The sequence below is a fragment of the Pseudomonas sp. GW821-FHT09H03 genome (genome assembly GCF_059415945.1).
Map to the genome: position 1 here is coordinate 184,523 of NZ_JBWKOF010000011.1, position 26,914 is coordinate 211,436.

The window sequence follows — 26,914 nt, forward strand, 5'->3', positions numbered from 1 at the left end:
GTGGACGATGGGGATCGAACCCACGACAACGGGAGTCACAATCCCGTGCTCTACCAACTGAGCTACGCCCACCATATTGCGTGACAAAGAAGCCAAACAACTTCTCTGTTGAACCCCAATCCTGTCGCTCGACATGAATGAAGCTTTATTTGGTGCGGATGAAGAGACTCGAACTCTTACGCCTCGCGGCGCTGGAACCTAAATCCAGTGTGTCTACCAATTCCACCACATCCGCGGAGTGAAGCTTTTAAAGCAAAGGCGCCAGACTGTTAATCTGGCGCCTTTCGAAATATGGGGTGGACGATGGGGATCGAACCCACGACAACGGGAGTCACAATCCCGTGCTCTACCAACTGAGCTACGCCCACCATATCGCGCTACTTGTGCCAATGCTGCCTAATGGCGCACCCGGCAGGACTCGAACCTGCGACCATCCGCTTAGAAGGCGGATGCTCTATCCAGCTGAGCTACGGGCGCCTTGTTAGCTGTACCCTTGAAGGACTACAAACTAAGTGCTTTTCAGTTTTGCAGAACCTTGATTCCGCTCAACCTTCTCAACCAGTGCTAGGCTGTGCCCGACAAGTGCGACGAATAGTATAGAGCCCCCCAAAGGCCGTCAAACCTTTTTTAAAAAAAATTCATTTAATTAAAGGGCTTAGGGGAATTTGCAGACCAAGCGCCTTTGCCCTCACCGCATGACATGCGAGAATGCGTTCTCTTTTTTTCCCCTCTCGATGGTTAATCACGCGCAATGACTGCACAACTAATCGACGGCAAATCGATCGCCGCCAGCCTGCGCCAGCAGATCGCCCAACGGGTCAACGAGCGTCGCCAGCAGGGCCTGCGCACGCCTGGCCTTGCGGTGATCCTGGTCGGCAGCGATCCCGCCTCTCAGGTTTATGTCTCGCACAAGCGTAAAGACTGTGAAGAGGTCGGCTTTCTTTCCCAAGCCTATGACCTGCCTTCCGAAACCACTCAGCAAGCGCTCACCGATCTGATTGATCGCCTGAACGACGACCCGGCAATCGACGGCGTCCTGCTTCAACTTCCGCTGCCTGAACACCTGGACGCGTCGAAACTGCTGGAGCGCATTCGTCCAGACAAGGACGTCGACGGTTTCCATCCTTATAACGTCGGTCGCCTGGCCCAGCGCATTCCCCTTCTGCGTCCATGCACCCCCAAAGGCATCATGACCCTGCTGGAAAGCACCGGTGCCGATCTGTACGGCATGAATGCCGTGGTGGTCGGGGCTTCCAACATTGTTGGCCGCCCGATGGCCATGGAACTGTTGCTGGCCGGATGCACCGTGACCGTCACTCACCGCTTCACCAAGGATCTGGCCGGTCACGTCGGCCGTGCCGATCTGGTGGTGGTCGCCGCCGGTAAACCGGGCCTGGTCAAGGGTGAATGGATCAAGGAAGGCGCGATCGTGATCGACGTTGGCATCAACCGCCAGGAAGACGGCAAGCTGGTTGGTGACGTGATTTACGAAACCGCCCTGCCCCGCGCTGGCTGGATCACACCGGTACCAGGCGGTGTCGGCCCGATGACCCGCGCCTGCCTGCTGGAAAACACGCTGTACGCAGCGGAAACCCTGCACAGCTGAGTCCCGGCGCGTCGATAACCAGCGGTTCAAGGAACCCCGCCAATGGCGGGGTTCTTTTTGTCTGCAACAAAAGCGCGACCATCCGCCGGAAAATGACTTTTTTTTCATGTTTTACAGGACTTTCGCCTGCTGCTTGAACAACCATCGACAGTTATTCAGCCATACTCCAGAATGTCGCGCTTTTTACGAAATAGCCCGTTACAAACGGCTTATCAACACTTTATGAGTCTGCCAGCGTGAAAATTCGTCTTTCTATCCTGAGCCTATTTTTTGCAGTCGCAGGGACTTTAATCGCGCCGACCGCCAACGCTGGCGAAACCACAGCCGCGCCTCGAGATACGACACGACTCAAGCTCGCCTCCGGCAGTACGCTGCTGATGGATATGCAGACCAACAAAGTCATTTACGCCAACAATCCGGACGTTGTGGTACCGATCGCGTCCGTCAGCAAGCTGATGACTGGCCTGGTGGTGGTTGAAGCCCGCCAGAACATGGATGAATACATCAGCATTAACATCCGCGACACCCCGGAAATGAAAGGCGTGTATTCGCGGGTCAAGCTCAACAGTGAGATGCCGCGCCGGGAAATGCTGCTGATTGCGCTGATGTCTTCGGAAAACCGTGCCGCCGCGAGCCTGGCTCACCACTACCCGGGTGGTTACGCGGCGTTCATTGCCGCGATGAACGCCAAAGCCAGGGCACTGGGCATGACCAGCACCCACTTTGTCGAGCCGACCGGCCTGTCGCCACGCAACGTGTCCACCGCCCGCGACCTGAGCAAACTGCTGGTCGCCGCTCATAAGCACCCGATGCTGACCGAGCTCAGTACCACCAAGGAAAAAACCGTGTCGTTTCGCAACCCCAACTACAGCCTGGGTTTTCGCAATACCGACCATTTGGTCCGCAAGCCGGACTGGAACATCGAACTGACCAAGACCGGCTTTACCAATCCGGCCGGTCATTGCCTGGTACTGGTCACCCACATGGCTAATCGCCCGGTTGCCCTGGTCATTCTCGATGCCTATGGCAAGTACACGCACTTTGCCGACGCCACACGCATTCGAAACTGGGTCGAAAGTGGTCGCAGCGCGGATGTGCCTTCGGTGGCTTTGCAGTACAAGTCGGACAAGAATCTCAAGCAACGCCAAACCGGCGTTATTGAGGCGTCGAAGTAAAACCGCTATTCCAGTAAACAAAAAGCCCCGAACATTCGGGGCTTTTTCATTTCACTCAGTCATTGGGCAACGGCATCTGATCGTCGTCGGGGATGCCATCGCCGGCGCTCGGATCGTGCCGACCGTTGGGCCGTTCGGTTGGTGCTACAACAGGACGCGCCAGCGGATCGCGCATCGGACTGTCCGGATTCATCACCGGGTTCACGTCCTGTTCCGGCGTGGTGGGGACGGTTTCCGGACGTTTGTCGTCGAAACTCGAATCGGTAGACATGCACACCTCCATTGAACCTGGTTTGAACCTAAGGTTTGAGATCACCCAGCGGATCGTAAGGCTTGGCGGGCGCCTTGGAATTGTCGTCCGGCTTCACGTCCCGGGGCGCCTTGGCCGGCCCCGTGGGATCGACCTGAGGGTCGCTGACGTCCGGAGAGTCGGGATCAAACCCCAGGTCATCACCGGAGGAATGCTCGGATGAGTGCGGGCCGTCGGGCGTATTGGAATGAGCCATGGGCGCCTCCTGAATCACGGCCCGAAAAATTTCGGGCCCGTACAGATAAGAGGCTGAAAACTACCAGCGGTGCCCGGTGGGTGACGAACGGAGTCAACGGGCAGCGAGCGCCTTTTTCGCTTTGGCGGCCGCCTGTTCCTGCCCGGCCTGAGCCAGATCCTGCGCAGCCTTCAGCCAGCGCTGCTGATCGACCTGAGCCGGAATCTGTGTCGGGTTCTGGATCAACACCGCCCAGCCTCCTGCATCTTTGAACGACGACTCGAAGGCGCTGAAGCTCATCAGCTCGTGGCGATTCATCCCGGCGCGCAGCAGGACAGTCTGTTTCTGGCGGTTGTAACCGGAGAGAATGGCATAACGCGGTTCAGCCCACAGCGCCGAGCCCTCGGTGAAACGAACCATCACCGGATACCCTGCCGCCACCTGGGTCAGCAGGGCCGGCAGTGTGCTGTCGAGGGGATAGACAACCATGCCGTACTCGCGGGCAAGGTTTTGCATGTTCTGTTGCAACTGCGCTTCACCTCCCGGCAAATGCAGGGGTTTGTCGAGCAGACCTGGCGTGATCACGATCCCTTGCTGGGACAACAGGCTGGCCAGCACCTGCGGCCCGCTTTGATAGGCCTCGCCACGGTAGAACCGACCACTGAGCTCGACACGCTCCGGCAGACGCTTGATCTCGGGCGCAACACTGCCGGCGCACCCGGCGAGGCTCGCGATGCAGCCGGCAATCAGTGCCGTGGAAACAACTCGTGAAAACACCCTTGCCATCATCACTCCCTTGTTCAGGTTCCAGGCAAACACAGGCCCGGCTTGACCGCGATCATAGGGTGCCACGCCCCGGCGGTATAGCCTCAAGCACCAGTTAAGTGAATTCGATAGAGCGAACTGGTTGATCACAGTCGACCTTCGGTCAATAGCCTGAAATACAGCAAGGACTAGACTGTCATCTGAAGAGAGCGATAAGCGAAGAGTACGCTGCCGCGGGGCAAAGAGGAGGCACTGATGAGCCTGGTGATGATCATTGCAATGTTGGTTTGCGGCTGGTTGGCCGTGGCCGCCGCCATGTTGTGGGGCGTGCTGCGCATTGCCCGTCGGCACCACCATCATCCCCCTGCTCAACCGGCGCCTCTGGTGAAAACCGAAGAGTCGTCCGCCCGACATGCCAACGCCCACTGAGCAAAACTCCCCTGTAAACCAAAACGGCCGCCTGCACTCCATGGAGTTCAGGCGGCCGTTTCTGTTCGGTGAAGATCAAGCCTGGGCGGTAAGCCGCTTCTGCCTGTTTCTGCGCATCATGTTCAACACTTCGATCGCCGCCGAGAATGTCATCGCCGCATACACATAACCTTTCGGTACATGGGCGCCGAAGCCTTCGGCAATCAGGGTCATGCCGATCATGATCAAAAAGCCCAGGGCCAGCATCACCACCGTCGGGTTTTCGTTGATGAACTTGGCCAGGGGATCAGCCGCCAGCAACATCACCAGTACCGACACCACCACCGCGATGATCATGATAGGCAAGTGCTCGGTCATGCCGACAGCGGTGATGATGCTGTCGATGGAGAACACCATGTCCAGCAGCAGGATCTGCCCGATCGCTGCGGCAAAACCCAGGGTCACGGTCGAAGTAGCCGATTTCGGATCTTCCGGTGCCGGGTCCATGCTGTGATGGATTTCAGTGGTCGCCTTCCACAACAGGAACAGGCCACCGGCGATCAGGATCATGTCCTTCCAGGAAAACGCGTGGCCGAGAATTTCGATCACCGGCGCAGTCAACTGAACAATGAAAGCGATGGTGCTAAGCAGGCCCAAACGCAGGATCAGCGCCATGCCGATACCGATGCGCCGTGCCTTCTGCCGATTCTGCAGGGGCAGTTTGTTGGTCAGGATCGAGATAAAGATCAGGTTATCGATCCCGAGGACGATCTCCATCACTACCAGGGTGGCCAGGGCGACCCAGGCAGTAGGGCTTGCAGCAAGTTCTAAAAGGTATTCCATGGGTCAGTCCTGACTCGTTAAACGTTTAGATTTCCTGGGATGTGGATTCAGCTTGTTGCGCATCTTTTTCCGCTGGCTCTTTCTTGGTGATCAAGCCGCCAGTGGCATCGCTGAGCGCTTGTTCGGCGGCCTTGTGGGTGTCGTCGATCGCCTGTTTGGCGCTTTCGGCAGCCTTGCCCATCAACTGTTGAGCGCTTTTCTCGGCCTGGTCGCAACCGGCCAGTAGCAGTAAAGACGTAAACAACAGCGCCGTGGTTTTAAGCTTCATGATGCTTTCCTCGATAGAACGAACAGGCCCAACCGATGGCCCGTTGATAGCGAAGCATTCTAGGGGGAGTGATACTTCAGGAAAATTCGTATTTTTACCGAGTATACTTCGGTTTTTACGAACACTTTTCAAATGACATGCTGGGCTTTTAAAACGCGGGGATATGTATGTTGAATTACCGGCAGTTGCACTATTTCTGGGTCGTGGCCAAAACCGGCAGCATTGTCCGCGCCTGCGAGCAACTGAACCTGACCCCGCAAACCATCAGCGGGCAGATTTCGCTGCTGGAGCAGACCTATGGCATCGAGCTGTTTCGCCGGGTCGGCCGGCAGCTTGAACTGACGGAAGCCGGGCGCCAGACCCTGCCCTACGCCGAGCAAATGTTTCAACTGGGTGGCGAGCTGGAGCTGATGTTGCGGGCTCAACCCAATGAACAGCAGATTCTGTTCCGTGTCGGCGTGGCCGACGTGGTGCCCAAGTCCATCGTCTATCGCCTGATCGCGCCGACCATGGAGCTGAGCGAGCCGCTGCGCATCACCTGCCGCGAAGACAAACTGGAGCGTTTGCTCGCCGACCTGGCAATCCAGCGCCTGGACCTGGTGATTTCCGACAGCCCGATGCCGTCCCACCTGGATATCAAAGGCTACAGCCAGAAACTCGGCGAATGCGGGATCAGTTTCTTTGCCACCGCGCAACTGGCAGCACGCTACGGCGAGGATTTCCCGCGCAATCTGCACGGCGCGCCCTTACTGATTCCCGGCCCGGAAACCGTGGTGCGCAACCGCTTGCAGCGCTGGTTCGCCGATCAGCAGATCCAGCCGCAGATCGTCGGCGAGTTCGACGACAGCGCGTTGATGCAGGCCTTCGGGCAGTCCGGCAGCGGAATCTTCATCGGGCCGAGCGTGATTGCCGATGAAGTGAAACGCCAGTGTGGCGTCGAGGTGATCGGCCAGACCGACGCGGTGAGCGAGTCGTTCTACGCCATTTCGGTGGAGCGCAAGGTCAAGCACCCGGGTATTGTCGCCATTACCGAAGGTGCCCGACGCGAACTGTTTACCGCAATGTGACGCCTAGGCGCAGACCTCACGGGGTTTGAAGGTCATCAGCGCCATTGCCAGCAGAATCGAGGCCAGGATGAATCCGGCCGCGGCGAAGCCCAGTCCTTGCAGGCCGACGCTGTCGATCACCCGACCGCCGATCATCGCGCCCAGGCCAATGCCGAGGTTGGCCCCGGCAATGTTCAGCGAAGCGGCAAACGCCGGTGCCTCGGGCGCAGCTTTCATCAGGCGCACATGGCTGACCAGGAACAACGCGGCCTGGGTCACGCCCCAGATACCCATGGCCGCGGCCAGTCCGAGGGGCGAATGAATGTTAGGCACCAGTGTCACCAGGCCGGCAATCATGAATGCACAGAACATCATCGAAGCCATCAGCGGATGGCGATCCACCGCCCGCCCGCCCAGGGAGTTGCCGATCAACCCAACCGCACCGAAGCCCATCAGGCACCAGCCGACCAGGGTACCGTTAAAGCCGGCCAGACGCTCGAGGATGTCAGCCAGGTAGGTGTAAGCGGTGAACATGCCGCTGAACACCACCACCGACAGCAATACATGTCCCTGCATCAAAGGACTGCGCAGGATCTTGAACTGCGAAAGGAAGCTGACCTGATGCTGATGCAGGCTGGTTTTCGGCAAGTAGATAAACAGCAGTAACGCCTTGGCAAACGCGATGAGTGCCAACAGGCCGAAAGCGCTTCGCCAGCCGAACGCATCGGAGATCAGTGTGCCCACCGGAATGCCGAACACCGTGGCACAGACGATGCCGAAGCCGATTTTGGCGATGGCGCGCCCGGCGTAGTCCGGCCCGACAATGTCCACCGCCGTTTCACTGGCCAGCGCCCAGAACACTGGCAGCCCCAGTGCAGGAACCAACCGGGCGAACGCCATTACCCAGATATTCGGCGCCAGCGCGGCCAGGGTATTGGCCAGGCCGAACAGGATCAGCACCGAAATGAACAGCTTGCGCCGCTCGAAACGGGCGAAATACGCGGTGAGGAACGGGCCGAACGCGGCAACGGTGAAGGCAAACAGGGTCACCAGCAGACCGGCCTGCGGGATGCTGACATCCAGGTCCCGGGCGATGGCCGGCAACAGGCCGACAATGATGAATTCCGTGGTCAGCACCGTGAAACCGGCGGCGGACAACAGAAGGATGGGCAACAACCGCATGCAAAACTCCAGAAAACAACAACAGCAGTGATAGCCCGAAGGCCCACTGGCAGACATGAAAATGAGGATGGCGAAGCTTAACAGAGTGACCGCAAAGGCGGTTGCACGAACCTGCAAAAAGCGCTGATGCCTGAGCGGCACTTCGTCACAGGCCTGAAGGATCGGTCCTACGCTGTGATAAAATCCGCGCCCTGAAAAACGTACACCCTGTATTCCACCTCTCGGTTTCCCGCCCGCGGCCTGCCCTTTTTGTGCTGCAAACCTGCGAAAACCCTGCATTTTAAAAAAAACATCAGAGATGCCGTTTTTATGAGCGCTTCATCCTCCTCGCTATTGCAACGCCTGAAACGCACCAGCCTGGTCACGCAAATCGTTATCGGCCTGATCGCCGGTATTGCCCTGGCCCTGTTTGCGCCTGAGATAGCCAAATCCAGTGCATTCATCGGCAAGGTCTTCGTCTGCGCCCTGAAAGCAGTCGCGCCGATCCTCGTATTTGTGCTGGTCATGGCCTCGATCGCCAACCACAAGCACGGCCAGGAAACCCATATCCGCCCGATCCTGTTCCTGTATCTGCTGGGTACCTTCGCTGCGGCCGTGGTAGCAGTGGTTGCCAGCATGATGTTCCCGTCGAGCCTGGCGCTTTCCACCCACGACGTCGCGGTGACAGCGCCGGGCGGTATCGGCGAAGTCCTGCAAAGCCTGCTGTTGAGCGTTGTGGATAACCCGGTCAGTGCACTGATGAACGCCAACTTCATCGGCATCCTCGCCTGGGCAATCGGCATGGGCATTGCCATTCGCCACGCCGGCGACACCACCCGTGAGGTGCTGGGTGATCTGTCCAACGGCGTGACCCTGATCGTTCGCCTGGTGATTCGCTTCGCCCCACTGGGCATCTTCGGCCTGGTGGCCTCGACCCTGGCCACCTCGGGCTTCGGCGCGTTGATCGGTTACGCGCACCTGCTGGCAGTGCTGCTCGGTTGCATGCTGTTCGTGGCGCTGGTGATGAACCCGGCCATCGTGTTCTGGAAGCTGCGTCGCAACCCTTATCCGCTGGTGCTGACCTGCCTGCGCGAGAGTGGCATCACCGCGTTCTTCACCCGCAGTTCGGCCGCGAACATTCCGGTCAACCTGGAGTTGAGCAAGCGTCTGGGCCTGCACGAAGACACCTACTCGGTATCGATCCCGCTGGGCGCGACCATCAACATGGCTGGCGCTGCAATCACCATCACCGTGCTGACCCTCGCGGCCGTGCACACTCTGGGCATTGCCGTGGATATTCCGACGGCCATTCTGCTGAGCGTCGTTGCGGCGATCTGCGCCTGCGGCGCGTCGGGCGTGGCGGGTGGTTCGTTGTTGCTGATACCGCTGGCGTGCAGCCTGTTCGGCATTCCGAGCGAGATCGCCATGCAGGTGGTGGCGGTTGGTTTCATTATTGGTGTGTTGCAGGACTCGGCGGAGACGGCGTTGAACTCGTCCACCGATGTGCTGTTCACCGCGGCGGCTTGCCTGGGTGAAGAAGAGAAAGCCGAACGCCTGGTCTGATCCAAAATCCTTTGTGGGAGCGAGCAGGCTCCCACAGGGTCCGCCGTTTAGAAGACCATTATGAAAAAGCCCCCGCAACCTCAGGCTGCGGGGGCTTTTTTGCGTCTGGACGGTTTAGATCGCGCCCATGTAATCGCGCTTGCCCACTTCCACACCGTTATGACGCAGCAGTGCGTAAGTGGTGGTGACGTGGAAGAAGAACTGCGGCAGGCCATAGGTCAGCAGGTAGGACTGGCCAGAGAAGCGCTTCTCTTTCGGGGTACCCGGACGGGTCACGATTTCGATGCCTTCCTTGCCGTTGATCTGCTCCGGCGTGAACTCGCCGATGAAGGCCAGGACCTTCGCGATCAGCGCTTGCAGCTCGGCGAAGGTGGTTTCAGTGTCGTCGTACTTTGGCAGCTCGACTTCGGCCAGGCGCGCAGAAACACCCTTGGCGAAATCAACGGCGATCTGCACCTGACGCACCAGCGGGAACATGTCCGGGTATAGGCGAGCCTGCAGGAAAGCGTTCGGGTCGATGTTCTTGGCGGTGGCGTGGGCTTCGGCTTTTTTCAGCACGTCACTGAGGGCGTTCAGCATTTGCTTGAAAACAGGGACGGAAGCGTCGTACAGGGAAATGGTCATGGCAGTCTCGTGAAGTGGCAGGTGGGAAACGTGGACCGATTATAGCCATGCCCGCCCCTCCTGCGGCTTGTCTTTTATCCAGCAAGGATTAGGCTAGGCGGCTTCGACGGCATGCTTGAACGGCATAGGGAAAGCGCGATGAGCACAGAACAAGAACAGACCTTCGACGAGCCGCGGCTCAACAGCACGGAAATCCGCATTCTCGGCTCGTTGATCGAGAAGCAGGCCACCAGTCCGGAAACCTATCCGCTGACCCTCAATGCCCTGGTGATCGCCTGCAACCAGAAAACCAGTCGCGAACCAGTGATGAACCTGACCCAGGGCCAGGTCGGCCAGAGCCTGCGCGCCCTCGAAGGCCGAGGTTTCACCCGGCTGGTGATGGGTAGCCGCGCCGATCGCTGGGAACACAAGGTCGACAAGGCACTGGAACTGGTGCCGGCACAGGTGATTCTGACGGGGCTGTTGTTCCTGCGCGGCCCGCAGACGGTCAACGAACTGCTCACACGCAGTGGTCGCATGCATGAGTTCGAAGACACTGAACAGGTTGTGCATCAGCTGGAGCGCTTGATCGCTCGTGGTCTGGCGCTGTTGATCCCGCGTCAGGCCGGTCAGCGTGAAGACCGCTACATGCACGCACTGGGCGATCCGGCGGATATCGAGGCGATTCTTGCAGCGCGGCAGAACCCGGTAGAACGAGGCGGTGGCAGCGGTGTTTCGGTTGAACGGATCGAAGAGCTTGAGGCGCGGATTGCGGCGCTCGAGGAGCGTCTGTCGCGGCTTGAATAAAGCGACCTGGCCGAGGCATTGGTGCTGGTTGTACCGGCGCCATCGCTGGCAAGCCAGCTTGTAAGAGCGAGCATGCTCGCGAAAAACCTGAGAACACCGGGGGGTGTCAGGCTTCCCGCGTCAGCGTTCACGACCATCGCGAGCATGCTCGCTCCTACAGTTTGATCTTCTGCGAATGCGAGGCCTGTGGCCGCCACAGATCCCTTGTAGGAGCGAGCATGCTCGCGAAAAACCTGAGAGCGCCGGGGGGTGTCAGGCTTCCCGCGTCAGCGTTGACGACCATCGCGAGCATGCTCGCTCCTACAGAATGGGAGGAGTGTAACCGCCATAGAGTCCTCCCACAGCTGACTTGGCTGGATCACAGATGTGCAATCCAGCCCGGAACTTGTGGGAGCGGGCTAGCCCGCGATGGCGTCGGCACGCTCAATAAGCCGCCAAGCCCTCAACCACGGGCAAACGCCACGGCTTTTTGGAACTGTTCGTCTGTCGGCCGCACGCCGGTGTAGAGCACAAACTGCTCAAGCGCCTGGATCGCGATCACTTCCAGCCCGGTGATCATCCGCTTGCCTGCGGCGCGAGCCTGCACGATCAGCGGTGTTTCCGAGGGGATCGCCACCACATCAAAGACAGTCTCGGCATGTGCGATTACGTCAGCCTCGAATGCCAACTGGCCGGCTTCCGGTCCGCCGTCCATGCCTACCGGGGTCACGTTGATCAGCATCTGCGGACGCTGCTCACCCAACTCGGCTTGCCACCGATACCCCAACGAGTCTGCAAGCGCCCGCCCGGCACCCTCGTTACGGGCCACGATCAGACCATTGCTGTAGCCGCCATCACGCAAGGCACTGGCCACCGCCTTGGCCATGCCACCACTGCCGCGCAGGGCAAAGGTCGAATCCTTGGGTACTTCATGGGTTTGCAGCAACTGCGCAACGGCGATGTAGTCAGTGTTGTAGGCCTTGAGATGGCCATCGGTATTGACGATGGTGTTGATCGACTGAATCGCCGCAGCCGAGGCATCCAGCTCATCGACCAGGGCGATGCTGGCTTCCTTGAACGGCATCGACACGCCGCAGCCACGAATACGCAGGGCGCGGATACCGGCGACAGCACCCGGCAGGTCGTGGCTGGCGAACGCTTTGTAATAGAAGTTCAGGCCCAACTGCTCATACAGATGATTGTGGAAACGCAGGCCAAAGTTCCCGGGGCGTGCCGACAGGGACATGCACAGCTGGGTGTCTTTGTTGGGGTTCATCTGCATGCAAAGCTCCTTCAAAAGCACTTTCGGATGGACGGGATTAGCCAGCCCATCGAGTTCTGTTCGATGATATTGACCTGCCTGTGCGAACCGGCACACACCGGTCAGAAAGTCGGTCCAGACCTTACACAAAATTTACCCAATGGCTGTGCTGAATTTCGAAAAAAAGCTGTCTTAGTAGTATCCCCGCGACATTCCTTGGGTCTGTTGCAGACACAAGCGCCGGGTCGCAGATCGAGGAACCATCATGATCAGTCGAATCCCCACAGTAGCCTTGCTGATCGGCGCACTCGCCGTCGCAGGACAGGCGCAAGCCCATGGCGGCGGTAATGATGCGGCGGTGTTCGGAGCGATCGTCGGTACTGCCATCGTTGGCTCAGCCCTGATCAACGCCAACCGGCCGGTCTATGTGGCGCCGCAGCCGGTCTACGCCCCACCGCCACAGGTCTACTACCAGCCTCCCCCACCGGTTTATTACCAGCCGGCACCGGTCTACGTGCAACAACCGGTCTACTACGCTCCGCCGCCAATATATTACGGGCCACCCCGTGGTTATTACGGACCACCCAGAGGTTATTACGGCCCGCCCCGTGGTTACTATCGCGCCCATTACGGTCGCTGGTAACGCATCATCAAGCCCCGTATTGAGAGCGTAATGCTGTTCACTTAAGCATGGGGTTGTTAAAAACTGGATTGGGGGGATATCCATTGCTGCGGTAACGGCCACCTAGGGTTTCGCTCTTACAGCGAGTCACTTTTGGAAGAGCCCAAAAGTAACCAAAAGGCTCTTGCCCCACCACTCGGTGCCTCGCTGTGGCTCGGCATGCCCTCTCTCCAGCATTGCTCCGTGGGTCGCCGCGATGGGCCATCCCTGGCCCAGCGCGGCTAAACCGGCGTCCTGCCGGTTTCCCCTCTGCGCAATGCCTGCGTTCGGCCATCGTGGTTTAACGGGGCGCCCAAATCTAAAGCCAAAGCGAGGCGGCCTGACAGCCGACCTGAATTCTAGTGAGCACGTTCCCCTGTAGGAGCGAGCTTGCTCCCACAATTGGATCGTAGACAGGTCCCTTAATCAGGTCGGCTGTCAGGCCGCCTCGCTTTGGCTTTGGCTTTGGCTTTGGCTTTGGCTTTGGCTTTGGCTTTTGATTTTCTTGCCCCCTCGAGAGGCCGAGTGGAGGTTCTGCGCAGTGGGCAACCCGGCATGGATGCCGGGTTAGCCGCGCAGGGCCAAGGATGGCCCATCGCGGCGGGCCCACGGAGCAGGACCGGAGCGAGGGCATGCCGAGCCTAGGCGAGGTACCGAACGTCAGGGGCAAGAGCCCTTGGTTACTTGGGGCTTTTCCAAGTGACTCGCTGTAAGAGCGAAACCATAGGTGGCCGTTACCGCAGGAATGGATATACACCTAATCCAAATATCCACCTGGAGCCCTCCAACCTAAAGTGAACAGCATTACGTGTTGAGAGCGGGGCTTTTATTCCCGTTCGTCGCCGGAAGTCTGGATCCATCTCGTCAAGGTCGCTATCGGGACAATGCCCGGGGTGCTGGTTGGCAAGAATAATTGATCACTCTTTTGGCCCGCGTCACAAACGGTCATATTAATGTCACAAAAGATCCGCAAGCTCGGATCTGTCCGTCGATAACAGGTCAATAAAAACAAGGACGACCCCATGCCAACCCAAAACCCGCACCGCAACGCCGGCCTGTGCACCTCCAGCAAGGTCTACGACGCCCTGACCGAACTCAAGCACCTGGAAGGCCATCGCAGCGCCAAATTTCTTTCGCTGCTGACGCAAAACCTGGTGCGCAAAGGCCTGCTCAACGAGCAGGAAGTGGTGCAAATGCTCGATCAGGTCGTCAACTGATCGACAGCCGGTCTTTTACCCTCACTGGCGTCAATGACCACTATTGAAAACGTTGATTTTCGGTGAGAGCGCCGGGGCCTTAAGGTAACTCCACAGATTGATGGAGGTACCTATGATGTCTCAAGTCCAGATCATGTCCGTTATCGGTAGCGCGGTTCCCGCACAACTCAGAAACCTGGGCATGCTCGCCTGCTGGTACCTGGTTCAGGATGGCGAGCCAATCAGTGGTCCGCTGACCTCGCTGCCCGCCGCCCGGGCACTGTCGCAACGCATTGGCACAGGCCAGTCCGGCAAACTCAGTGCTTAAGGCAACTGCACCCGCGGTTTGGTTTCGATGAAAATGGCCCAGCTCGACATGAACAGGGCCGCAATCAATGGGCCGATGACAAAGCCGTTGAGACCGAAAACCGCCAGGCCACCCAAGGTCGAGATCAAAATCATGTAGTCGGGCATCTTGGTGTCCTTGCCCACCAGGATCGGGCGCAGCAGGTTATCCACGAGGCCAATCACGAAGATCCCGAACAAGGTCAGCACCACCCCTTGCCAGATCGCCCCGCTCAGCAGGAAAAACGCCGCCACGGGTGCCCAGACGATCCCCGCACCCACCGCTGGCAGCAACGACAGGAACGCCATTAGTACCGCCCAAAGCAACACGCTGGGGATGTCGAGAAACCAGAAAATCAACCCACCCAGTGCGCCCTGCGTGACAGCGACGAGCAGGTTGCCCTTCACCGTGGCCCGCACCACCCGATTGAACTTGAGCTGTAGACGTCGTTTCTGCTGATCTTCCAGTGGTACGGCGGCACGCACCTTGCGCGCGAGCTCCGGGCCATCGCGCAGGAAGAAGAACAGCATGTAGAGCATGATGAAAAAGCTGACGATGAACTCGAACGTACCCTGGCCAAAACTGAACGCCTTGGTGGCCAGGACCTGCCCGCCGGTCATCGCGCTTTTGACGATTTTCTCCCGCAACCCATTCAGCTCACCTATGCCGAACCGGTCGAGCAAATTCTGGAAGTATGCCGGCAGACTGTGCTTGAACTGCGCCACATAGCCGGCAATGTCCAGCTCGCCGCTCTCGATGCGCTTGTACAGCGCCGCGCCTTCCTGCACCAGCAAGGTGCTGATGGTAATCACCGGCAGGATCGCGATCACCAGACATATGCTCAGGGTGCACAGCGACGTCAGGTTGCGCTCCCAGCCGAATTTCAGCTGCAACCGATGCTGCAAGGGCGCAAAGAGAATGCCGAGAATGACCGCCCAGAACACCGCGCCGTAGAACGGCAGCAGAATCCAGACAAATGCAACGCTCACCAGTGTCAGCAATACCATCAATGATTTGTCTTGTAGCGTCTCTTTACTCATATCCGATCCATGTCAGTACACCCGGACGTAAAACGCAACGCCCTGATGCTTAGTCCGCCACGGTTCGCGCGAGTGCCATCCGTTTGTTCTTCAAGCATAGATTCAGATCAACACCGGCCTATGACGCCCCCGCCACCGCAGGCGCCGCATACAGGACGCACCACATATTTTTTCAGGGTTTTTCATCGAGTCGAATTGCCTGGACAGGATGTTTTTCACAGCACGGGCCTTGGCGCGGCGGTTTACTGCACATTCAAGCTGCCGATAAGTGTTCGGGGCGATTGTCGCGGGAGAGCCCATGAGCCTGGTACGTCTGAGCAAACTCATTTCAGTGGGGTTTGGCATGGCCTTGGTTGCCTGCCTGATGACCCTGGCGCTGGATGAATACTTTGGTGAGCAGGCTGCGCAAGCCACGGATCGACGTCACCAGACGATCGTTGGCGTCTCGCGGATGGCCACCCTCAACCGTGAAATGACGCACCTCGCCCGTCTTTATGTAGGCACCGGCGATGAATTGTTTCTGAGCCAATACAACGAAAAATGGCAGAAAGGCCGGACATTCCACGGCATCACTCTGGATTTGCGCGCGATTGGCCTGAACGACTCAGAGCAAAAACTGCTGGATTTGGTCGAGACCATGGATACCAGGCAGACGAGCATGGAACGCATGGCAATGAAACAGAGCTTTCACGGCACGAGGGGGCCGTCATTGCTTGCCAGCACCACTTACGTCAATTCCGAGTGGGGTTTTGCTGTCGCGTTGGATCAACTGACCAGCTCAATTACCCTGCGTTTCAATAGTGACTTCGTTGCGGCTCGCAAAAAAGCGCAGTGGGCCAGCCAAATCAATGTCCTCATGCAGTTGATTACCCTGGGGGCGGGTCTGCTGGCGTTTCTGGTCATCCTGCGTCGGCAGTTGGTGACCCCCCTTCTGAGTCTTGCCGAACGCATGCGCCGGCTGCACGCCGGTGAAGATCCTGGGCGGCCGGAGCAGCGAAAGGGGCTCGCCGAAGTCGTGACCCTGGCCGAAGCAATCGATGCCTATGTGGACGTCAATGAAGAACTGCGCCGACAGCACTGGGTAAAAGAACTCCTCGGCGAGCTGATGCAAGCGTTGCAGTTATGCACCAGTCGGGAGGCCTTTGCGGCGACGCTGCAGCACAAACTGGGTGAATGCCTGGGTTGCCGGACGACGTTGCTGTTCGACGCAGAACCCTCTGGGGCGCGTACGGGCCAAGTGCACTACAGTCTGCCACTGCTGCAGGAAGGCCAGCAGCTGGCCAGCCTTGAAATCGACTTCGCCAACCGCCCGGATCCCGCCCAGCTGAAGTTTCTCGACAGCTTGCCCAACCGACTCGGTACGCTCCTGAGCTTGCTGGATCAACGCATTCACAATCAGCAATTGTTGCAACAGGCTCACCTGCAGGCCCGGCAACTGGAATCCCAGGCGGTGAAACTGCAACAACGCCAGCAGTCCCTGGAAACCACCGAGAGCTGGTATCGCAGCATCGTCGAGTTTGCCCCCAAAGCGCTGCTGGTGTTCGACGAACAAGGAGTGATCCTGGCTAACCAGCAGAGCGAAGCGACCTTTGGTTATGCCCCCGGCAGCCTGCTTGGCTTGAGCTACCGGGCACTGGTACCGGACAGCCAGTTTGAAGTCATTGAACACCTGCTCGAACGGGTGCGGCAGAAAAAGAAGCTCGGCACGCTCGAGCTGATTGCCCGTCGCGCTGACGGTAGCGAGTTCCCGGCCGAATTGCGCCTGTGTCTGCTGCCGGCGCGACAGAATCGAGGGCAATGTCTGTGCGTTGCGTTTCGCGATCTCAGCCAGCGCAAAGCTGAAGAGCGCAGGCTGCGTGAAGCACACGAACAGCAGGAGGCCATCGTTAACTCGGCGCCCTATGGCATTGCGCTGGTGCGAGGCATGCTCATCGCCCAGGCCAACTCGCGGCTGGACGAACTGCTCGGCTACGCCGTTGGCGAACAGCTTCAGCGCTCCCCGCTGATCTGGCTGGAGCACGTCATGCCGGCACAGATGATGATATCGTTCGAGGCGCAGGTGCGCGAGACGTTGAACCGTGGCGACATCTTTCAGCAGCGTTTGCAACTTTGCCGCAGGGACTCCAGTCGTTTCTGGGCAAGCATGAGTGCAAGGGCCATCAGCCCCGGCGACCTGTCCCGTGGCTCGATCTGGATCATCGAAGATATTTCCGCCCAGCAAGCGGCGGCCCAAGAGATGCAGCAGGCTCGGCAGCTGGCCGAGGAAAGCGCTCGGACCAAAGCCGAATTCCTCGCCAACATGAGCCACGAGATCCGCACGCCGATGAACGCCATCATCGGCATGACCTACCTGACCCTGAAAACGCAGTTGAGCGAACGCCAGCGCGACTACCTGAACAAGGTACAAAGCTCCAGCCGGCATTTGCTCGGTGTCATTAACGACATTCTGGATTTCTCCAAGGCCGAGGCCGGAAAGCTGCAACTGGAGGCCCGCGATTTCAGCCTGGCCCGGTTGCTGGAAGAAGCGCTGGACCAGGTACGTCCGCGTATTGCCGATAAAGGCCTGGATATGCGGCTGCATGTCGACGCAGATGTGCCGGAACGGCTGTGTGGCGATCCGCTGCGTTTGCGGCAAATACTGCTGAACTACCTCAGTAATGCGGTTAAATTCACCGAACGTGGGCAGATCCGGGTCCAGGTCAGCCTGCGTCAGGCCGGCCCGGGTGACGCCTTGCTTTGCTTCAGTGTCACCGACAGCGGCATAGGGCTCTGTGCCGAGCAATTGCCACACATATTCCAGAGCTTTGTGCAGGCTGATACCTCCACCACAAGGCGCTTTGGCGGCACGGGGCTCGGGCTGGCAATCGCCAGACAACTGGCCGAACTGATGGATGGCCAAGTGGGTGTGCAGAGCGTGCCGGGTGAAGGAAGCACCTTCTGGTTTGAGGTTCGCCTGCTGCTGGCCGGCGACACGTTCATTGAAGGCTCGTATGCCGCAGACCCTCTCAAAGATTGGCGAGTGACCGAGGGGACTCGTGTTTTGCTGGTCGAGGACAACAAATTGAACCAGCAGGTGGCCGCCGAAATCCTGCAGGCGGCAGGTTGTCAGGTAGATATCGCGGCTGATGGCAGTCAGGCGTTGAACCTGTTGGCCGGCGAGCGCTATGACCTGGTGTTCATGGATATGCAGATGCCGGTGCTCGATGGCCTGGCCGCCACCCGCCTGCTGCGTCAGCTGCCCGGGCTCGGCACACTGCCCGTCATCGCGATGACCGCCAATGCCGGCAAAGATGATCATGACGCCTGTCTGGCCGCGGGCATGAATGACTTTATCAGCAAGCCCTTCGAGCCGCAGACGCTCTATGCGGTGTTGCGGCGCTGGCAAACCGGGCCACAGGCCCGAGACAAGCTCGCCCTGGAGGTGGATGTTCCAACACAGGTGCACCGCGCGCATGCGTGCCTGGAACTTAAAGGTGTAGACATGGACGCCGGACTGCGCCGGACAATGGGTCGGCATAACCTGTATACGGACTTGCTGCGCAGCTACCTGACAGACCAGAGCGAGTTGCTCAAACAACTGGGCGCGGCCCTTGCGGCGGGCGAACGGGACAGAGCCGAACTGTTGGCCCATAGCTGCAAAGGCGCGTCAGCGACCATCGGTGCTGATGCCGTCGCGCAAGCGGCCAATCAACTGGAGCAGTCACTGCGCGCAAAGAGTCCGCAGGAAGAGCTGCAAACCTGTCTTCAGGCGTTGTCTGAACCCTTGATGGCTGTGCTGGAGCAACTGCAGGAGAAACTTCCCGGTGAAGTGGAGACTGCACCGATCGTCGTGGATTTTGTCGAGTTGCAACGCATCTGCCGACAACTCGACAAGTTGCTGGGCGATTTCGATGCGCAGGCCGTGCCCTGTTTTTCCTCCCATGCCGCCTTGCTGCGGGACGCGTTCGCAAAGAACTACCAGCCCCTGGAAAGCGCTGTGCAGCGTTTCGATTTCGAGCAGGCGCAGGTTTGTCTCAACGAGGCCCTGCTGGCCTGTGGAACGGGTGCGATAAACAGTGAAAGTATCGCTGTTCAGAAGTTTTAAGCGTTTTTCACAACCCGGCCATCAGGCTCCAGCCCATTTCAGAGCAGATTCATGGAGGGCATGCGTTACTGCAGTCAGTTGGCAGAAGCGATGTCCGTTGATCTTTGCGTCGCGTTCACGCAGCAGCTATTGCCCCCGCTGCTTTACTGACATATCTGTGACCTCGTCACGAGGAAGTCCAGTTGAACAGTTCGATCCATACACCCACCGTGCTGGTGGTCGACGATATGCCGGCCAACCTGCGGCTGATCAGTGAGATGCTAAGTGAGCTTTATCACGTCAAGATCGCCATCAGCGGTGCCCAGGCCCTGCAGATCGTACAACGCACGATCCCTGATCTGATCCTGCTGGATGTGATGATGCCCGACATGGATGGCCATGAAGTCTGTCGTAGACTCAAGGCTGATCCGAACACACGTGAAGTACCGGTCCTGTTTCTAAGCGCCAGGAATCACCACGAAGATGAGTGCCTGGGTTTCGAGCTCGGCGCCACCGACTACCTGTTCAAACCGATCAACCCGCCTATCCTGCTGGCGCGGGTGCAGACACAGTTGCGCCTGAAGGCGACAACGGACCTGTTGCGTTCGCACAATGCCTATCTCGATGAGCAAGTGATGGCGCGAACCCGGGAGCTGCAAGCCACCCATGACGTGACCATCCTGGCCCTCGCCTCGCTGGCCGAGACTCGGGACAACGAGACCGGCAACCACCTGCGCCGCACGCAGCATTACGTGCGGATACTGGCGGAAGAACTGCGCGATCACCCGCGATTCAGTGCACATCTTGATGACGAGAGCATTGAACTGATGTTCAAGTCGGCACCACTGCACGATATCGGTAAGGTCGGGATTGCCGACCATATCCTGCTCAAGCCGGGGCGCTTCGAGCCAGCCGAATACGAGATCATGAAGAGCCACGCCCGGTTGGGTTATCAGGCCCTGGTCCATGCCGAGGAGCTGTTGGGCGCGCAAGTGCCTTTTCTGCGAATCGCCAAGGAGATCGCCCTGTGCCACCACGAAAAATGGGACGGCAGCGGCTACCCCAGTGGCCTTGCCGGTGATGCCATTCCCGTCAGCGCCCGCCTGATGGCGGTCGCCGATGTCTACGACGCGGTCATCAGTCGACGGGTCTACAAATCGCAAATGAGCCACCAGACCGCAGCGGCGATCATCCGCGACGGGGCCGGGCAACATTTTGATCCGGAGGTGGTAGCAGCCTTCATCACCCTGGAAAAACAGTTTGAGCAGATTGCCGAACGCTATGCCGACACCACTGACGAGGAGCCCCTTGAGGACAAGGCCGGCTAACGGCGGGTGAGTTACGGCAGAGTCAAGACAGCGGTGTTAGCAATCAGACCGGAGTAAAGATCATGAGTTGGGTCGTCAAGCACGCGCAGGTGATCAAGCGTATTTGCTGGATAACAGTGGCCGTTCTATCGATACTTACCGTGGTTGCCGTGGTCGATCGCTATCAACGCCAACAAATCATGCTGCTGGACAGCCAGCAGGCACTGTTGTCTCAACGAAGCGCCAGGGGTTACTCCGACCTGCTGAGCAATCTGCAGACCCACAAGTTGCAACAATCACTGCTGCTGGCAAATCCGCCTCCGCAGGGATGCCTGTCAGACGAGTTCATTGCCGGGCAGCAGCGATTCAATAAGACCCAGGCGGCGGATGTCGACGGGCTGTCACAACACACTTTGCGAGTACCGATTCACCAACTAGCACCTTTACCCAAGCCGCACGCGCCACGCATGAAAGTCAGCGGGGGCAGTTTGCACATGACCAGCGGACAACTCCTGGGCTATACCTGCGATAAGCGTTACGCAGTGATACAGGAAACGCAGACCCGCTTGGACCCACCTCCGCTGCTGCAGCCTCTGGCGTTGGGATCGGCGGTTTCCGAAGGGCTTGTCGTGCATGTTGCGTTGAACCAGGGTATGGGGCCAACCTTGTACTTCGACATTCGTTTCAACGCCGGCAAAGCAATCTATTTACCTGCCACCGGCACTGGCTGGCCGACCTCGCTGCCGGACCAGGTGCAAGGCGAAGAGCGCTTCTCGCGGCAATATGCGAATCTGCACCGAGAACTGCAAATGCGCATCTACAGTGGACCGCTGGCGCCGAATTTCCTCTCGCAGTTCCTCATTCTGAACGGCCAATGGTTGTTGCTGGCGGCCGGAATAGTTGTCTGTCTGCTGCTGATCAACTGGCTGGTGGCGCACCTGATCGATGCCATTGTGGTGCAACATCGCGAAGCCTCCCACGACTTTCTCACCGGTCTGTACAACCGGCGGGCGGCGATGGCGCTGGCTGAAACCGAATTGGCACGCGCCACGCGCAAGCCCGGGCCGTTGTGTGTATTGATGATGGACATCGACCACTTCAAACAGGTCAACGATACCTACGGCCACGACGGCGGAGACCAAGTGCTGAAGTTTTTCGCGCAGTTGCTCCGTGAAACGGTGCGGCAACCGGATCTGGTCGCCCGCATCGGCGGTGAGGAATTTCTCGTGGTGTTGCCCGACACCGACCTGAGCGGCGCGCAACAGATGGCCCGGCGTCTGCTGCAAGTGCTGCGCAACTCGACGGTGGACTATAACGGCAAGTGCTTCGGCATCACCTGCAGCATAGGTGTAAGCGCCTGGCATGGTTACGGGGATAGCCTTCAGAACTTGCTTGTGCGCGCCGACAAACTGCTTTATCAAGCCAAGCAGCAAGGCCGTGACCGCTATATCAGCGAGCCCCTGGCCGATTCTGCGCAGGTTGCGTAAGCCTGAACGCGAGCCTCGATGGTGCTCGTACCCCGGACTGCTTCAATGATCACCACCCTGCAGCAGCGATTTGCACACCCGATCAACCGATATGTTGGCTAAAGCTGGGAATGGACGCTTAACTCTAGAGGTCGGCGACACACACCCGACCTGCCTTCCTGCCACATACGAAAGGGTGCCATGGGCCAACTGCTGATTGATGAACACTTGGTGTTCGACGAGAGTAACTTCCTGTTGTTTCGCGTGGACGCCACGGATGAGGAGCCTTTGCGCCTGGGGGCAATTGCCAGCCGATGCCTGGCCATGATTCTCAGGTCCGAGGGCGCTGTGGTGCGCAAGCGTGAACTGATGGCCGGGGCATGGGGGCAATACGGCCTGGAAGTGACCGACAACAGCCTGGCCCAGGTTGTCCGGCAGTTGCGCGTGGCGCTTGAGAAACTGCAACCGGATCGGGAGTTCATCCAGACCTTGCCTCGTATAGGTTACAAGCTCGCCGATGGCGTGCGGGTCGATGAGTTGACCACAGCGCAAAAAACGGCGGCTGGCGCCGGCAGTGAAGTACCCCTCCCTGAAGCGCTTACTGTATTGCCCATGGCTGAGGCCCAAGACGAAGAAGTCGGGCATCCATCACTCATCAACATTCCAGCTTCGGAGCAACCTGCGCCAACGCAGCATCCGGTGCTTGCGACAGCGCGTCCAAGGCGATGGTATCTGTGGCTGGCGTTACCCCTGTGGGCAATCGGTGCCTTCATGCTAGGCAAAATCTGGCTGGCACCTTCGCAAGCAGTGGTGCTGCCAACGTTCAACGCTCCCGTCACCATTGATGATGTGCAGGTGCATCTGCCAGCTCAAGAGGTGCCGCCGCTGGAGGCTGCAGAGCTGGAACCGATGGTCCGGCACAGTCGAAAACTGGCGGGGCTGCTTGGTGTTGCGACGCAACATCTGCATTTGTACCTGTTGCCGTCCCGTCGTGGTGCAGATCAGATTCTCTGCGACGGTGAGATGGAAGCGTCCAGCAGTCGCTGCATTGGGGTACAACAACATGACTAGACGCGCGGAAAATGCAGCCTGGTGCCTGGCCTTCGTGCTGGCTGGTCTATTGGGAGTGGGACTGGCACACCTCGTTGGAAGGCAAGCCTCCGGCCCGGACCTTTGGTGCAACGGAGAAGGGGCTCACCAGGTGTCGTCGCAACAGCGTCCTGCGTGGATGACCACACGCTATCGACTGGACCTGAGGCCCACCGGCGTCAGTCATATGCGCCTGGTGGCGCAACTGATCGATGCCGACTCAGGGGCTGAACTCGGCACTATCCGTCGCAACAGTGCCTTTCGCGTGCAACAACAGGGGCACCGCTTGCAGCTCAATGTCGAGAGTAGCGCCAGAGGCGAAGCGGACAGTACGGCGCCTGAATTGTCGGGCACACTGGGCATGTTCATTTTCCGCTCGGACGGTAGCCTGAGTTACTGGATGCGGCCGTTGTCCGCGACCCGTTACCTGTTCGATGATGGTAACGACATGTTTGTTCTGTGCAGTAAGCGATGACGTCGTTTGTCGATCATCAGTAAATTGTCTAGATTTGGCTCCTCTGAAATCATGGAGCAAAGCCAATGACGGGCAAAATCAGACTCTCCACAATCACTCGCCTGGCGGCTGGCATCGCGCTGATTGGGGCAACCCAGTGTTTCGCCGAGCAACCGATAGAGACCCTGGTGAACGACGCGGTACGCCCGGTCATGCGCGACCATGGCATAGCCGGGATGGCGGTGGCTGTCACCCTGCACGGCAAAGCGCATTATTTCAATTATGGAGTGGCCTCCCGGGAAACCGGCAAGCCTGTCACGCCAGACACCCTGTTCGAGATCGGCTCGGTCAGCAAAACGTTCACCGCCACCCTCGCCGCCTACGCCCAGGCCAGCGGCAAGCTGTCGTTGTCCGATAAAGCCAGCCAGGTACTACCGGCCTTGCGCGGCAGTGCATTCGACAACATCAGTGTGTTGCAACTGGGCACCTACAGCGCCGGTGGCCTGCCGCTGCAATTCCCCCAGGATGCCGATGCGCCGGACAAGATGTTCGAATACTACAAAAAGTGGAAGCCGCTCTACCCCGCCGGCAGCCATCGCCAATACTCAAACCCCAGCCTCGGCCTGTTCGGTTATCTTGCCGCGCAAAGCATGGGGCAACCGTTTGATGCGCTGATGGAAAACACCCTGCTGCCCAAACTCGGTTTGCAGCACACTTTCCTCAAGGTGCCGCAGGCGCAGATGGCGCTCTACGCCCAAGGCTACAACAAGGATGACAAACCGGTACGAGTCGGGCCGGGGGCACTGGATGCCGAGGCTTACGGGATCAAAACCAGTGCGGCGGACTTGATTCGCTATGTCGAAGCAAACATGCATCCGGCGAGCCTGAAAATACCCATGCAGCGAGCCATCGAACTGACCCACAGCGGTTATTACACCGTCGGTGACATGACTCAGGGACTGGGTTGGGAGCTGTATCACTATCCGGTAACACTGGATCGGTTATTGGCTGGCAACTCGACGCAGATGGCCATGGAGGCGCACAAGGTTCAGTGGCTGAACCCGCCACAAGCGCAAGCGGACAATGTGCTGATCAACAAAACCGGATCGACGGGTGGATTCGGGGCTTACGTCGCATTCGTGCCGTCCAGGGACATTGGTATCGTGATCCTGGCCAACAAGAACTATCCCATTGCAGAGCGGATCAGGATTGCTCACACCCTGTTGACTGCGCTGGGCGACTGATCTTTTTCAAGACCAGATCCGCCAGCGCCTTTCCCACCAGCAAAATTCCATGTCGGATCAATCATCCGGCATTTGCGGCGGCTTGGCGGTCTTGGCCGCTTTGCCGTTTTTTGCGCCCTTGGTACCCTTGGCCGGTTCGGCCTCGGCGGGCGGTGTCACCACCGGTGGCGGCACGGCTTCTTTTTCCGCCGCCGGTAACTGATCGACAGTGCTGAAAATTTCCGTCAGTTCGATTGCGCCGGAATGATCCAGTTTCTTCTCGCCATCCTTGCCCACCAGAATGACTTTGGTCTGCGCACCTGCTCCCAGCTTCAGGGCACGGATCAGTGCCATCGTCGTCTGCGGGTCGAGGTCTTTACCGTCACGCTGGCCCATCGTGTTGATCACCGAATACAGCACCAGCTTGCGTTCGGAGAATCCCTGCTTGTTCGCAGGCTCCTCCAATGCCTTTTTAAGGCTGACCCAGGTCGGATCCACCGTGCTGGGTGCGATGACAATCAGGGAGCGGTTCCTGCCCTTTTCGATATCCAGTGGTGAATCGCCATCGGCGGCGAACAAGGTGCCGGTAAACGCCAGTAAAGTAGCCAGGGTCAGTGACCTGATGAGCATGCGCATCTCCTTTTGATATCCACGCTCTAATGATTGCGCATCGCGGCGATTGTTCCAGGTGACATACCGCAATTTGTGCTGCGTCTTGCCCCAAGCTTAGGTCAGGGCGGTCATTGCGCAACAGGCTGGGCCAGGGCTGAATCAGAACGCCAATTTGTAACCGATCAATACCAGCATGGTCGCCAGGCACGGACGCAACAGCTCATCGGAGATGCGCCCGGTCAAGTGGCTGCCCAGGTAGATTCCCGGCAACGAGCCGATCAGCAGGTAACCGAGCACGTGCCAGTCCATGTTGCCCATGCTTGCATGACCCAGGCCTGCAACCAGGGTCAGGGGTACGGCGTGTGCTATTTCCGTCCCCACAAGACGACGGGTCGGCAGCAGCGGATAGAGAATGAACAACGCCACGGTGCCCAAGGCGCCGGCGCCAATGGACGTCAGCGCGACCATGGTGCCAAGGACCAGGCCCGTGATGACTGTCAGGACATTCAGACGCGTGCCACTGGGGTTGTAGTTGCCACCGGCGCGTTTGTGAGCGAAATCGAGCAGGCGTTTCTTGAACAGAATGGCCAGCGCCGTGGCGAACAAAACGAAGCCCAGGGCCTGTTTGATGATCGCATTCATCGCATCGGGCGAGCTGTGCAAACTACTGAGGAACCACAACGTCAGCGCCACTGCCGGCACACTGCCCAGCGTCAGCCAACCGGTAATGGCCCAGTCGATATTGTTGTTCTTCCTGTGAACCAGCACGCCACTGGATTTGGTGATGGCCGCGTACAGCAGATCGGTGCCGACGGCCGTTGCGGGATTGATGCCGAACCACAGCAGGATCGGGGTCATCAATGACCCGCCACCGACGCCAGTCATGCCGACGATAAAACCCACCACCAACCCGGCAACGACTAACCCGATGTTCACTAAATCCATTGATACGTCCACATAGATCGCAGGGGAAATCCGGCCCGCAGCATAGCGATTTTTCTTATAACCAGTTATATCGATACGATCTATCTTTATTCCCCAAACACAGCCGCCCTCTTTGTGGGAGCGGGCTTGCTCGCCAAAGCGGTGTGTCATCCAATACAACTTTCGACTGACATACCGCCTTCGCGAGCAAGCCCGCTCCCACAGGCAATGCTGTTCACTTAAGCATGGGGTTGTTAAAAACTGGATTGGGGGGATATCCATTGCTGCGGTAACGGCCACTTATGGTTTCGCTCTTACAGCGAGTCACTTTTGGAAGAGCCCAAAAGTAACCAAAAGGCTCTTGCCCCACCACTCGGTGCCTCGCTGTGGCTCGGCATGCCCTCTCTCCAGCATTGCTCCGTGGGTCGCCGCGATGGGCCATCCCTGGCCCAGCGCGGCTAAACCGGCGTCCTGCCGGTTTCCCCTCTGCGCAATGCCTGCGTTCGGCCATCGTGGTTTAACGGGGCGCCCAAATCTAAAGCCAAAGCGAGGCGGCCTGACAG

Annotated in this window: 26 protein-coding genes and 4 tRNA genes; 15 read left to right on the top strand and 15 right to left on the bottom strand. The window is 58.7% G+C overall.

Annotated features, from left to right (window positions below; translation table 11 throughout):
* The 4 genes from AC07OG_RS17650 to AC07OG_RS17665 form a co-directional block, all read right to left on the bottom strand.
* Positions 1–72, bottom strand: a tRNA-His gene (locus AC07OG_RS17650).
* A gap of 78 nt (positions 73–150) precedes the next feature.
* Positions 151–235, bottom strand: a tRNA-Leu gene (locus tag AC07OG_RS17655).
* A 57-nt stretch (positions 236–292) separates the two neighbouring features.
* Positions 293–368 (bottom strand) — tRNA-His (locus AC07OG_RS17660).
* Between the two features lie 32 nt (positions 369–400).
* Positions 401–477 (bottom strand) — tRNA-Arg (locus AC07OG_RS17665).
* Between the two features lie 274 nt (positions 478–751).
* Here AC07OG_RS17665 and folD point away from each other — a divergent pair.
* Positions 752–1,606, top strand: a complete 855-nt coding sequence (gene folD / locus AC07OG_RS17670; protein ID WP_060543420.1) for a bifunctional methylenetetrahydrofolate dehydrogenase/methenyltetrahydrofolate cyclohydrolase FolD — start codon at positions 752–754, stop codon at positions 1,604–1,606.
* A gap of 236 nt (positions 1,607–1,842) precedes the next feature.
* Positions 1,843–2,781, top strand: coding sequence for a D-alanyl-D-alanine endopeptidase (pbpG, locus tag AC07OG_RS17675; protein WP_495067615.1), 939 nt, complete (start codon positions 1,843–1,845; stop codon positions 2,779–2,781).
* 55 nt (positions 2,782–2,836) lie between these two features.
* Here pbpG and AC07OG_RS17680 read toward each other — a convergent pair whose 3' ends face one another.
* From AC07OG_RS17680 to AC07OG_RS17690, 3 genes are all read right to left on the bottom strand, one after another.
* A complete protein-coding gene (locus AC07OG_RS17680) occupies positions 2,837–3,052 on the bottom strand; it encodes a hypothetical protein (protein ID WP_495067616.1) in 216 nt (71 codons plus the stop codon).
* Positions 3,053–3,080: 28 nt separating this feature from the next.
* Positions 3,081–3,287 (bottom strand): DUF6021 family protein, encoded by a 207-nt coding sequence (locus AC07OG_RS17685; RefSeq protein ID WP_060543417.1) that lies wholly within the window; start codon positions 3,285–3,287, stop codon positions 3,081–3,083.
* Between the two features lie 93 nt (positions 3,288–3,380).
* A complete protein-coding gene (locus AC07OG_RS17690; RefSeq protein WP_236707822.1) occupies positions 3,381–4,052 on the bottom strand; it encodes a C39 family peptidase in 672 nt (223 codons plus the stop codon).
* A 234-nt stretch (positions 4,053–4,286) separates the two neighbouring features.
* On the opposite strand from AC07OG_RS17690, the gene AC07OG_RS17695 reads away from it, so the two are divergent.
* Positions 4,287–4,460, top strand: a complete 174-nt coding sequence (locus tag AC07OG_RS17695; protein ID WP_177336996.1) for a hypothetical protein — start codon at positions 4,287–4,289, stop codon at positions 4,458–4,460.
* A gap of 75 nt (positions 4,461–4,535) precedes the next feature.
* Here the strand turns inward: AC07OG_RS17695 and AC07OG_RS17700 are convergent, their stop codons facing one another.
* A complete protein-coding gene (locus AC07OG_RS17700; RefSeq protein WP_060543416.1) occupies positions 4,536–5,282 on the bottom strand; it encodes a TerC family protein in 747 nt (248 codons plus the stop codon).
* Positions 5,283–5,307: 25 nt separating this feature from the next.
* A complete protein-coding gene (locus AC07OG_RS17705) occupies positions 5,308–5,550 on the bottom strand; it encodes a hypothetical protein (RefSeq protein ID WP_060543415.1) in 243 nt (80 codons plus the stop codon).
* Positions 5,551–5,717: 167 nt separating this feature from the next.
* Between AC07OG_RS17705 and nhaR the strand changes: the two genes are divergently transcribed.
* A complete protein-coding gene (gene nhaR / locus AC07OG_RS17710) occupies positions 5,718–6,617 on the top strand; it encodes a transcriptional activator NhaR (RefSeq protein WP_495067617.1) in 900 nt (299 codons plus the stop codon).
* A gap of 3 nt (positions 6,618–6,620) precedes the next feature.
* Here nhaR and AC07OG_RS17715 read toward each other — a convergent pair whose 3' ends face one another.
* Positions 6,621–7,778, bottom strand: a complete 1,158-nt coding sequence (locus AC07OG_RS17715) for an MFS transporter (RefSeq protein WP_495067618.1) — start codon at positions 7,776–7,778, stop codon at positions 6,621–6,623.
* Positions 7,779–8,087: 309 nt separating this feature from the next.
* On the opposite strand from AC07OG_RS17715, the gene sstT reads away from it, so the two are divergent.
* Positions 8,088–9,320 (top strand): serine/threonine transporter SstT, encoded by a 1,233-nt coding sequence (sstT, locus tag AC07OG_RS17720; RefSeq protein WP_495067619.1) that lies wholly within the window; start codon positions 8,088–8,090, stop codon positions 9,318–9,320.
* A 114-nt stretch (positions 9,321–9,434) separates the two neighbouring features.
* On the opposite strand, the gene AC07OG_RS17725 is transcribed toward sstT, so the two are convergent.
* Positions 9,435–9,944, bottom strand: coding sequence for a DUF1993 domain-containing protein (locus AC07OG_RS17725; protein ID WP_060543411.1), 510 nt, complete (start codon positions 9,942–9,944; stop codon positions 9,435–9,437).
* 138 nt (positions 9,945–10,082) lie between these two features.
* Between AC07OG_RS17725 and AC07OG_RS17730 the strand changes: the two genes are divergently transcribed.
* Positions 10,083–10,730: a YceH family protein gene (locus AC07OG_RS17730; RefSeq protein WP_060543410.1), complete on the top strand. Its 648-nt coding sequence runs from the start codon at positions 10,083–10,085 to the stop codon at positions 10,728–10,730.
* 442 nt (positions 10,731–11,172) lie between these two features.
* Here AC07OG_RS17730 and AC07OG_RS17735 read toward each other — a convergent pair whose 3' ends face one another.
* On the bottom strand, positions 11,173–11,991 hold the full coding sequence (locus AC07OG_RS17735; RefSeq protein ID WP_495067620.1) for a shikimate 5-dehydrogenase: 819 nt from the start codon (positions 11,989–11,991) through the stop codon (positions 11,173–11,175).
* 244 nt (positions 11,992–12,235) lie between these two features.
* On the opposite strand from AC07OG_RS17735, the gene AC07OG_RS17740 reads away from it, so the two are divergent.
* The 3 genes from AC07OG_RS17740 (at position 12,236) to AC07OG_RS17750 (ending at position 14,155) form a co-directional block, all read left to right on the top strand.
* The gene (locus tag AC07OG_RS17740) at positions 12,236–12,613 is read left to right on the top strand and encodes a hypothetical protein (RefSeq protein WP_060543407.1); all 378 of its coding nucleotides are present in this window, start codon (positions 12,236–12,238) and stop codon (positions 12,611–12,613) included.
* Between the two features lie 1,040 nt (positions 12,614–13,653).
* Entirely contained in the window at positions 13,654–13,848 is a 195-nt protein-coding gene (locus AC07OG_RS17745; protein ID WP_495067621.1) for a hypothetical protein, read from the top strand.
* Positions 13,849–13,963: 115 nt separating this feature from the next.
* Positions 13,964–14,155, top strand: a complete 192-nt coding sequence (locus AC07OG_RS17750; protein ID WP_060541982.1) for a hypothetical protein — start codon at positions 13,964–13,966, stop codon at positions 14,153–14,155.
* On the opposite strand, the gene AC07OG_RS17755 is transcribed toward AC07OG_RS17750, so the two are convergent.
* Positions 14,152–15,213 (bottom strand): AI-2E family transporter, encoded by a 1,062-nt coding sequence (locus AC07OG_RS17755; protein WP_495067622.1) that lies wholly within the window; start codon positions 15,211–15,213, stop codon positions 14,152–14,154. The two genes, AC07OG_RS17750 and AC07OG_RS17755, sit on opposite strands and share 4 nt — an antisense overlap.
* Before the next feature lie 298 nt (positions 15,214–15,511).
* Here AC07OG_RS17755 and AC07OG_RS17760 point away from each other — a divergent pair, with 298 nt between their 5' ends.
* The 6 genes from AC07OG_RS17760 to ampC all read left to right on the top strand — a co-directional run bounded on the left by AC07OG_RS17760 (position 15,512) and on the right by ampC (position 24,836).
* On the top strand, positions 15,512–19,297 hold the full coding sequence (locus AC07OG_RS17760) for a response regulator (protein WP_495067623.1): 3,786 nt from the start codon (positions 15,512–15,514) through the stop codon (positions 19,295–19,297).
* 182 nt (positions 19,298–19,479) lie between these two features.
* A complete protein-coding gene (locus AC07OG_RS17765) occupies positions 19,480–20,604 on the top strand; it encodes a response regulator (RefSeq protein WP_495067624.1) in 1,125 nt (374 codons plus the stop codon).
* 62 nt (positions 20,605–20,666) lie between these two features.
* Positions 20,667–22,070, top strand: coding sequence for a GGDEF domain-containing protein (locus AC07OG_RS17770; RefSeq protein WP_495067625.1), 1,404 nt, complete (start codon positions 20,667–20,669; stop codon positions 22,068–22,070).
* Positions 22,071–22,250: 180 nt separating this feature from the next.
* Positions 22,251–23,120 carry a winged helix-turn-helix domain-containing protein gene (locus AC07OG_RS17775; protein ID WP_495067626.1) on the top strand — a complete coding sequence of 290 codons (870 nt, stop codon included), beginning with the start codon at positions 22,251–22,253 and terminating at the stop codon, positions 23,118–23,120.
* 130 nt (positions 23,121–23,250) lie between these two features.
* Positions 23,251–23,613 carry a hypothetical protein gene (locus tag AC07OG_RS17780; RefSeq protein ID WP_156465508.1) on the top strand — a complete coding sequence of 121 codons (363 nt, stop codon included), beginning with the start codon at positions 23,251–23,253 and terminating at the stop codon, positions 23,611–23,613.
* Positions 23,614–23,678: 65 nt separating this feature from the next.
* On the top strand, positions 23,679–24,836 hold the full coding sequence (ampC, locus tag AC07OG_RS17785; RefSeq protein ID WP_495067627.1) for a class C beta-lactamase: 1,158 nt from the start codon (positions 23,679–23,681) through the stop codon (positions 24,834–24,836).
* A gap of 57 nt (positions 24,837–24,893) precedes the next feature.
* Here the strand turns inward: ampC and AC07OG_RS17790 are convergent, their stop codons facing one another.
* Positions 24,894–25,445 carry a DUF4174 domain-containing protein gene (locus AC07OG_RS17790; RefSeq protein ID WP_495067628.1) on the bottom strand — a complete coding sequence of 184 codons (552 nt, stop codon included), beginning with the start codon at positions 25,443–25,445 and terminating at the stop codon, positions 24,894–24,896.
* 141 nt (positions 25,446–25,586) lie between these two features.
* The gene (locus tag AC07OG_RS17795) at positions 25,587–26,372 is read right to left on the bottom strand and encodes a sulfite exporter TauE/SafE family protein (RefSeq protein ID WP_060541972.1); all 786 of its coding nucleotides are present in this window, start codon (positions 26,370–26,372) and stop codon (positions 25,587–25,589) included.
* Between the last annotated feature and the right edge of the window lie 542 nt (positions 26,373–26,914).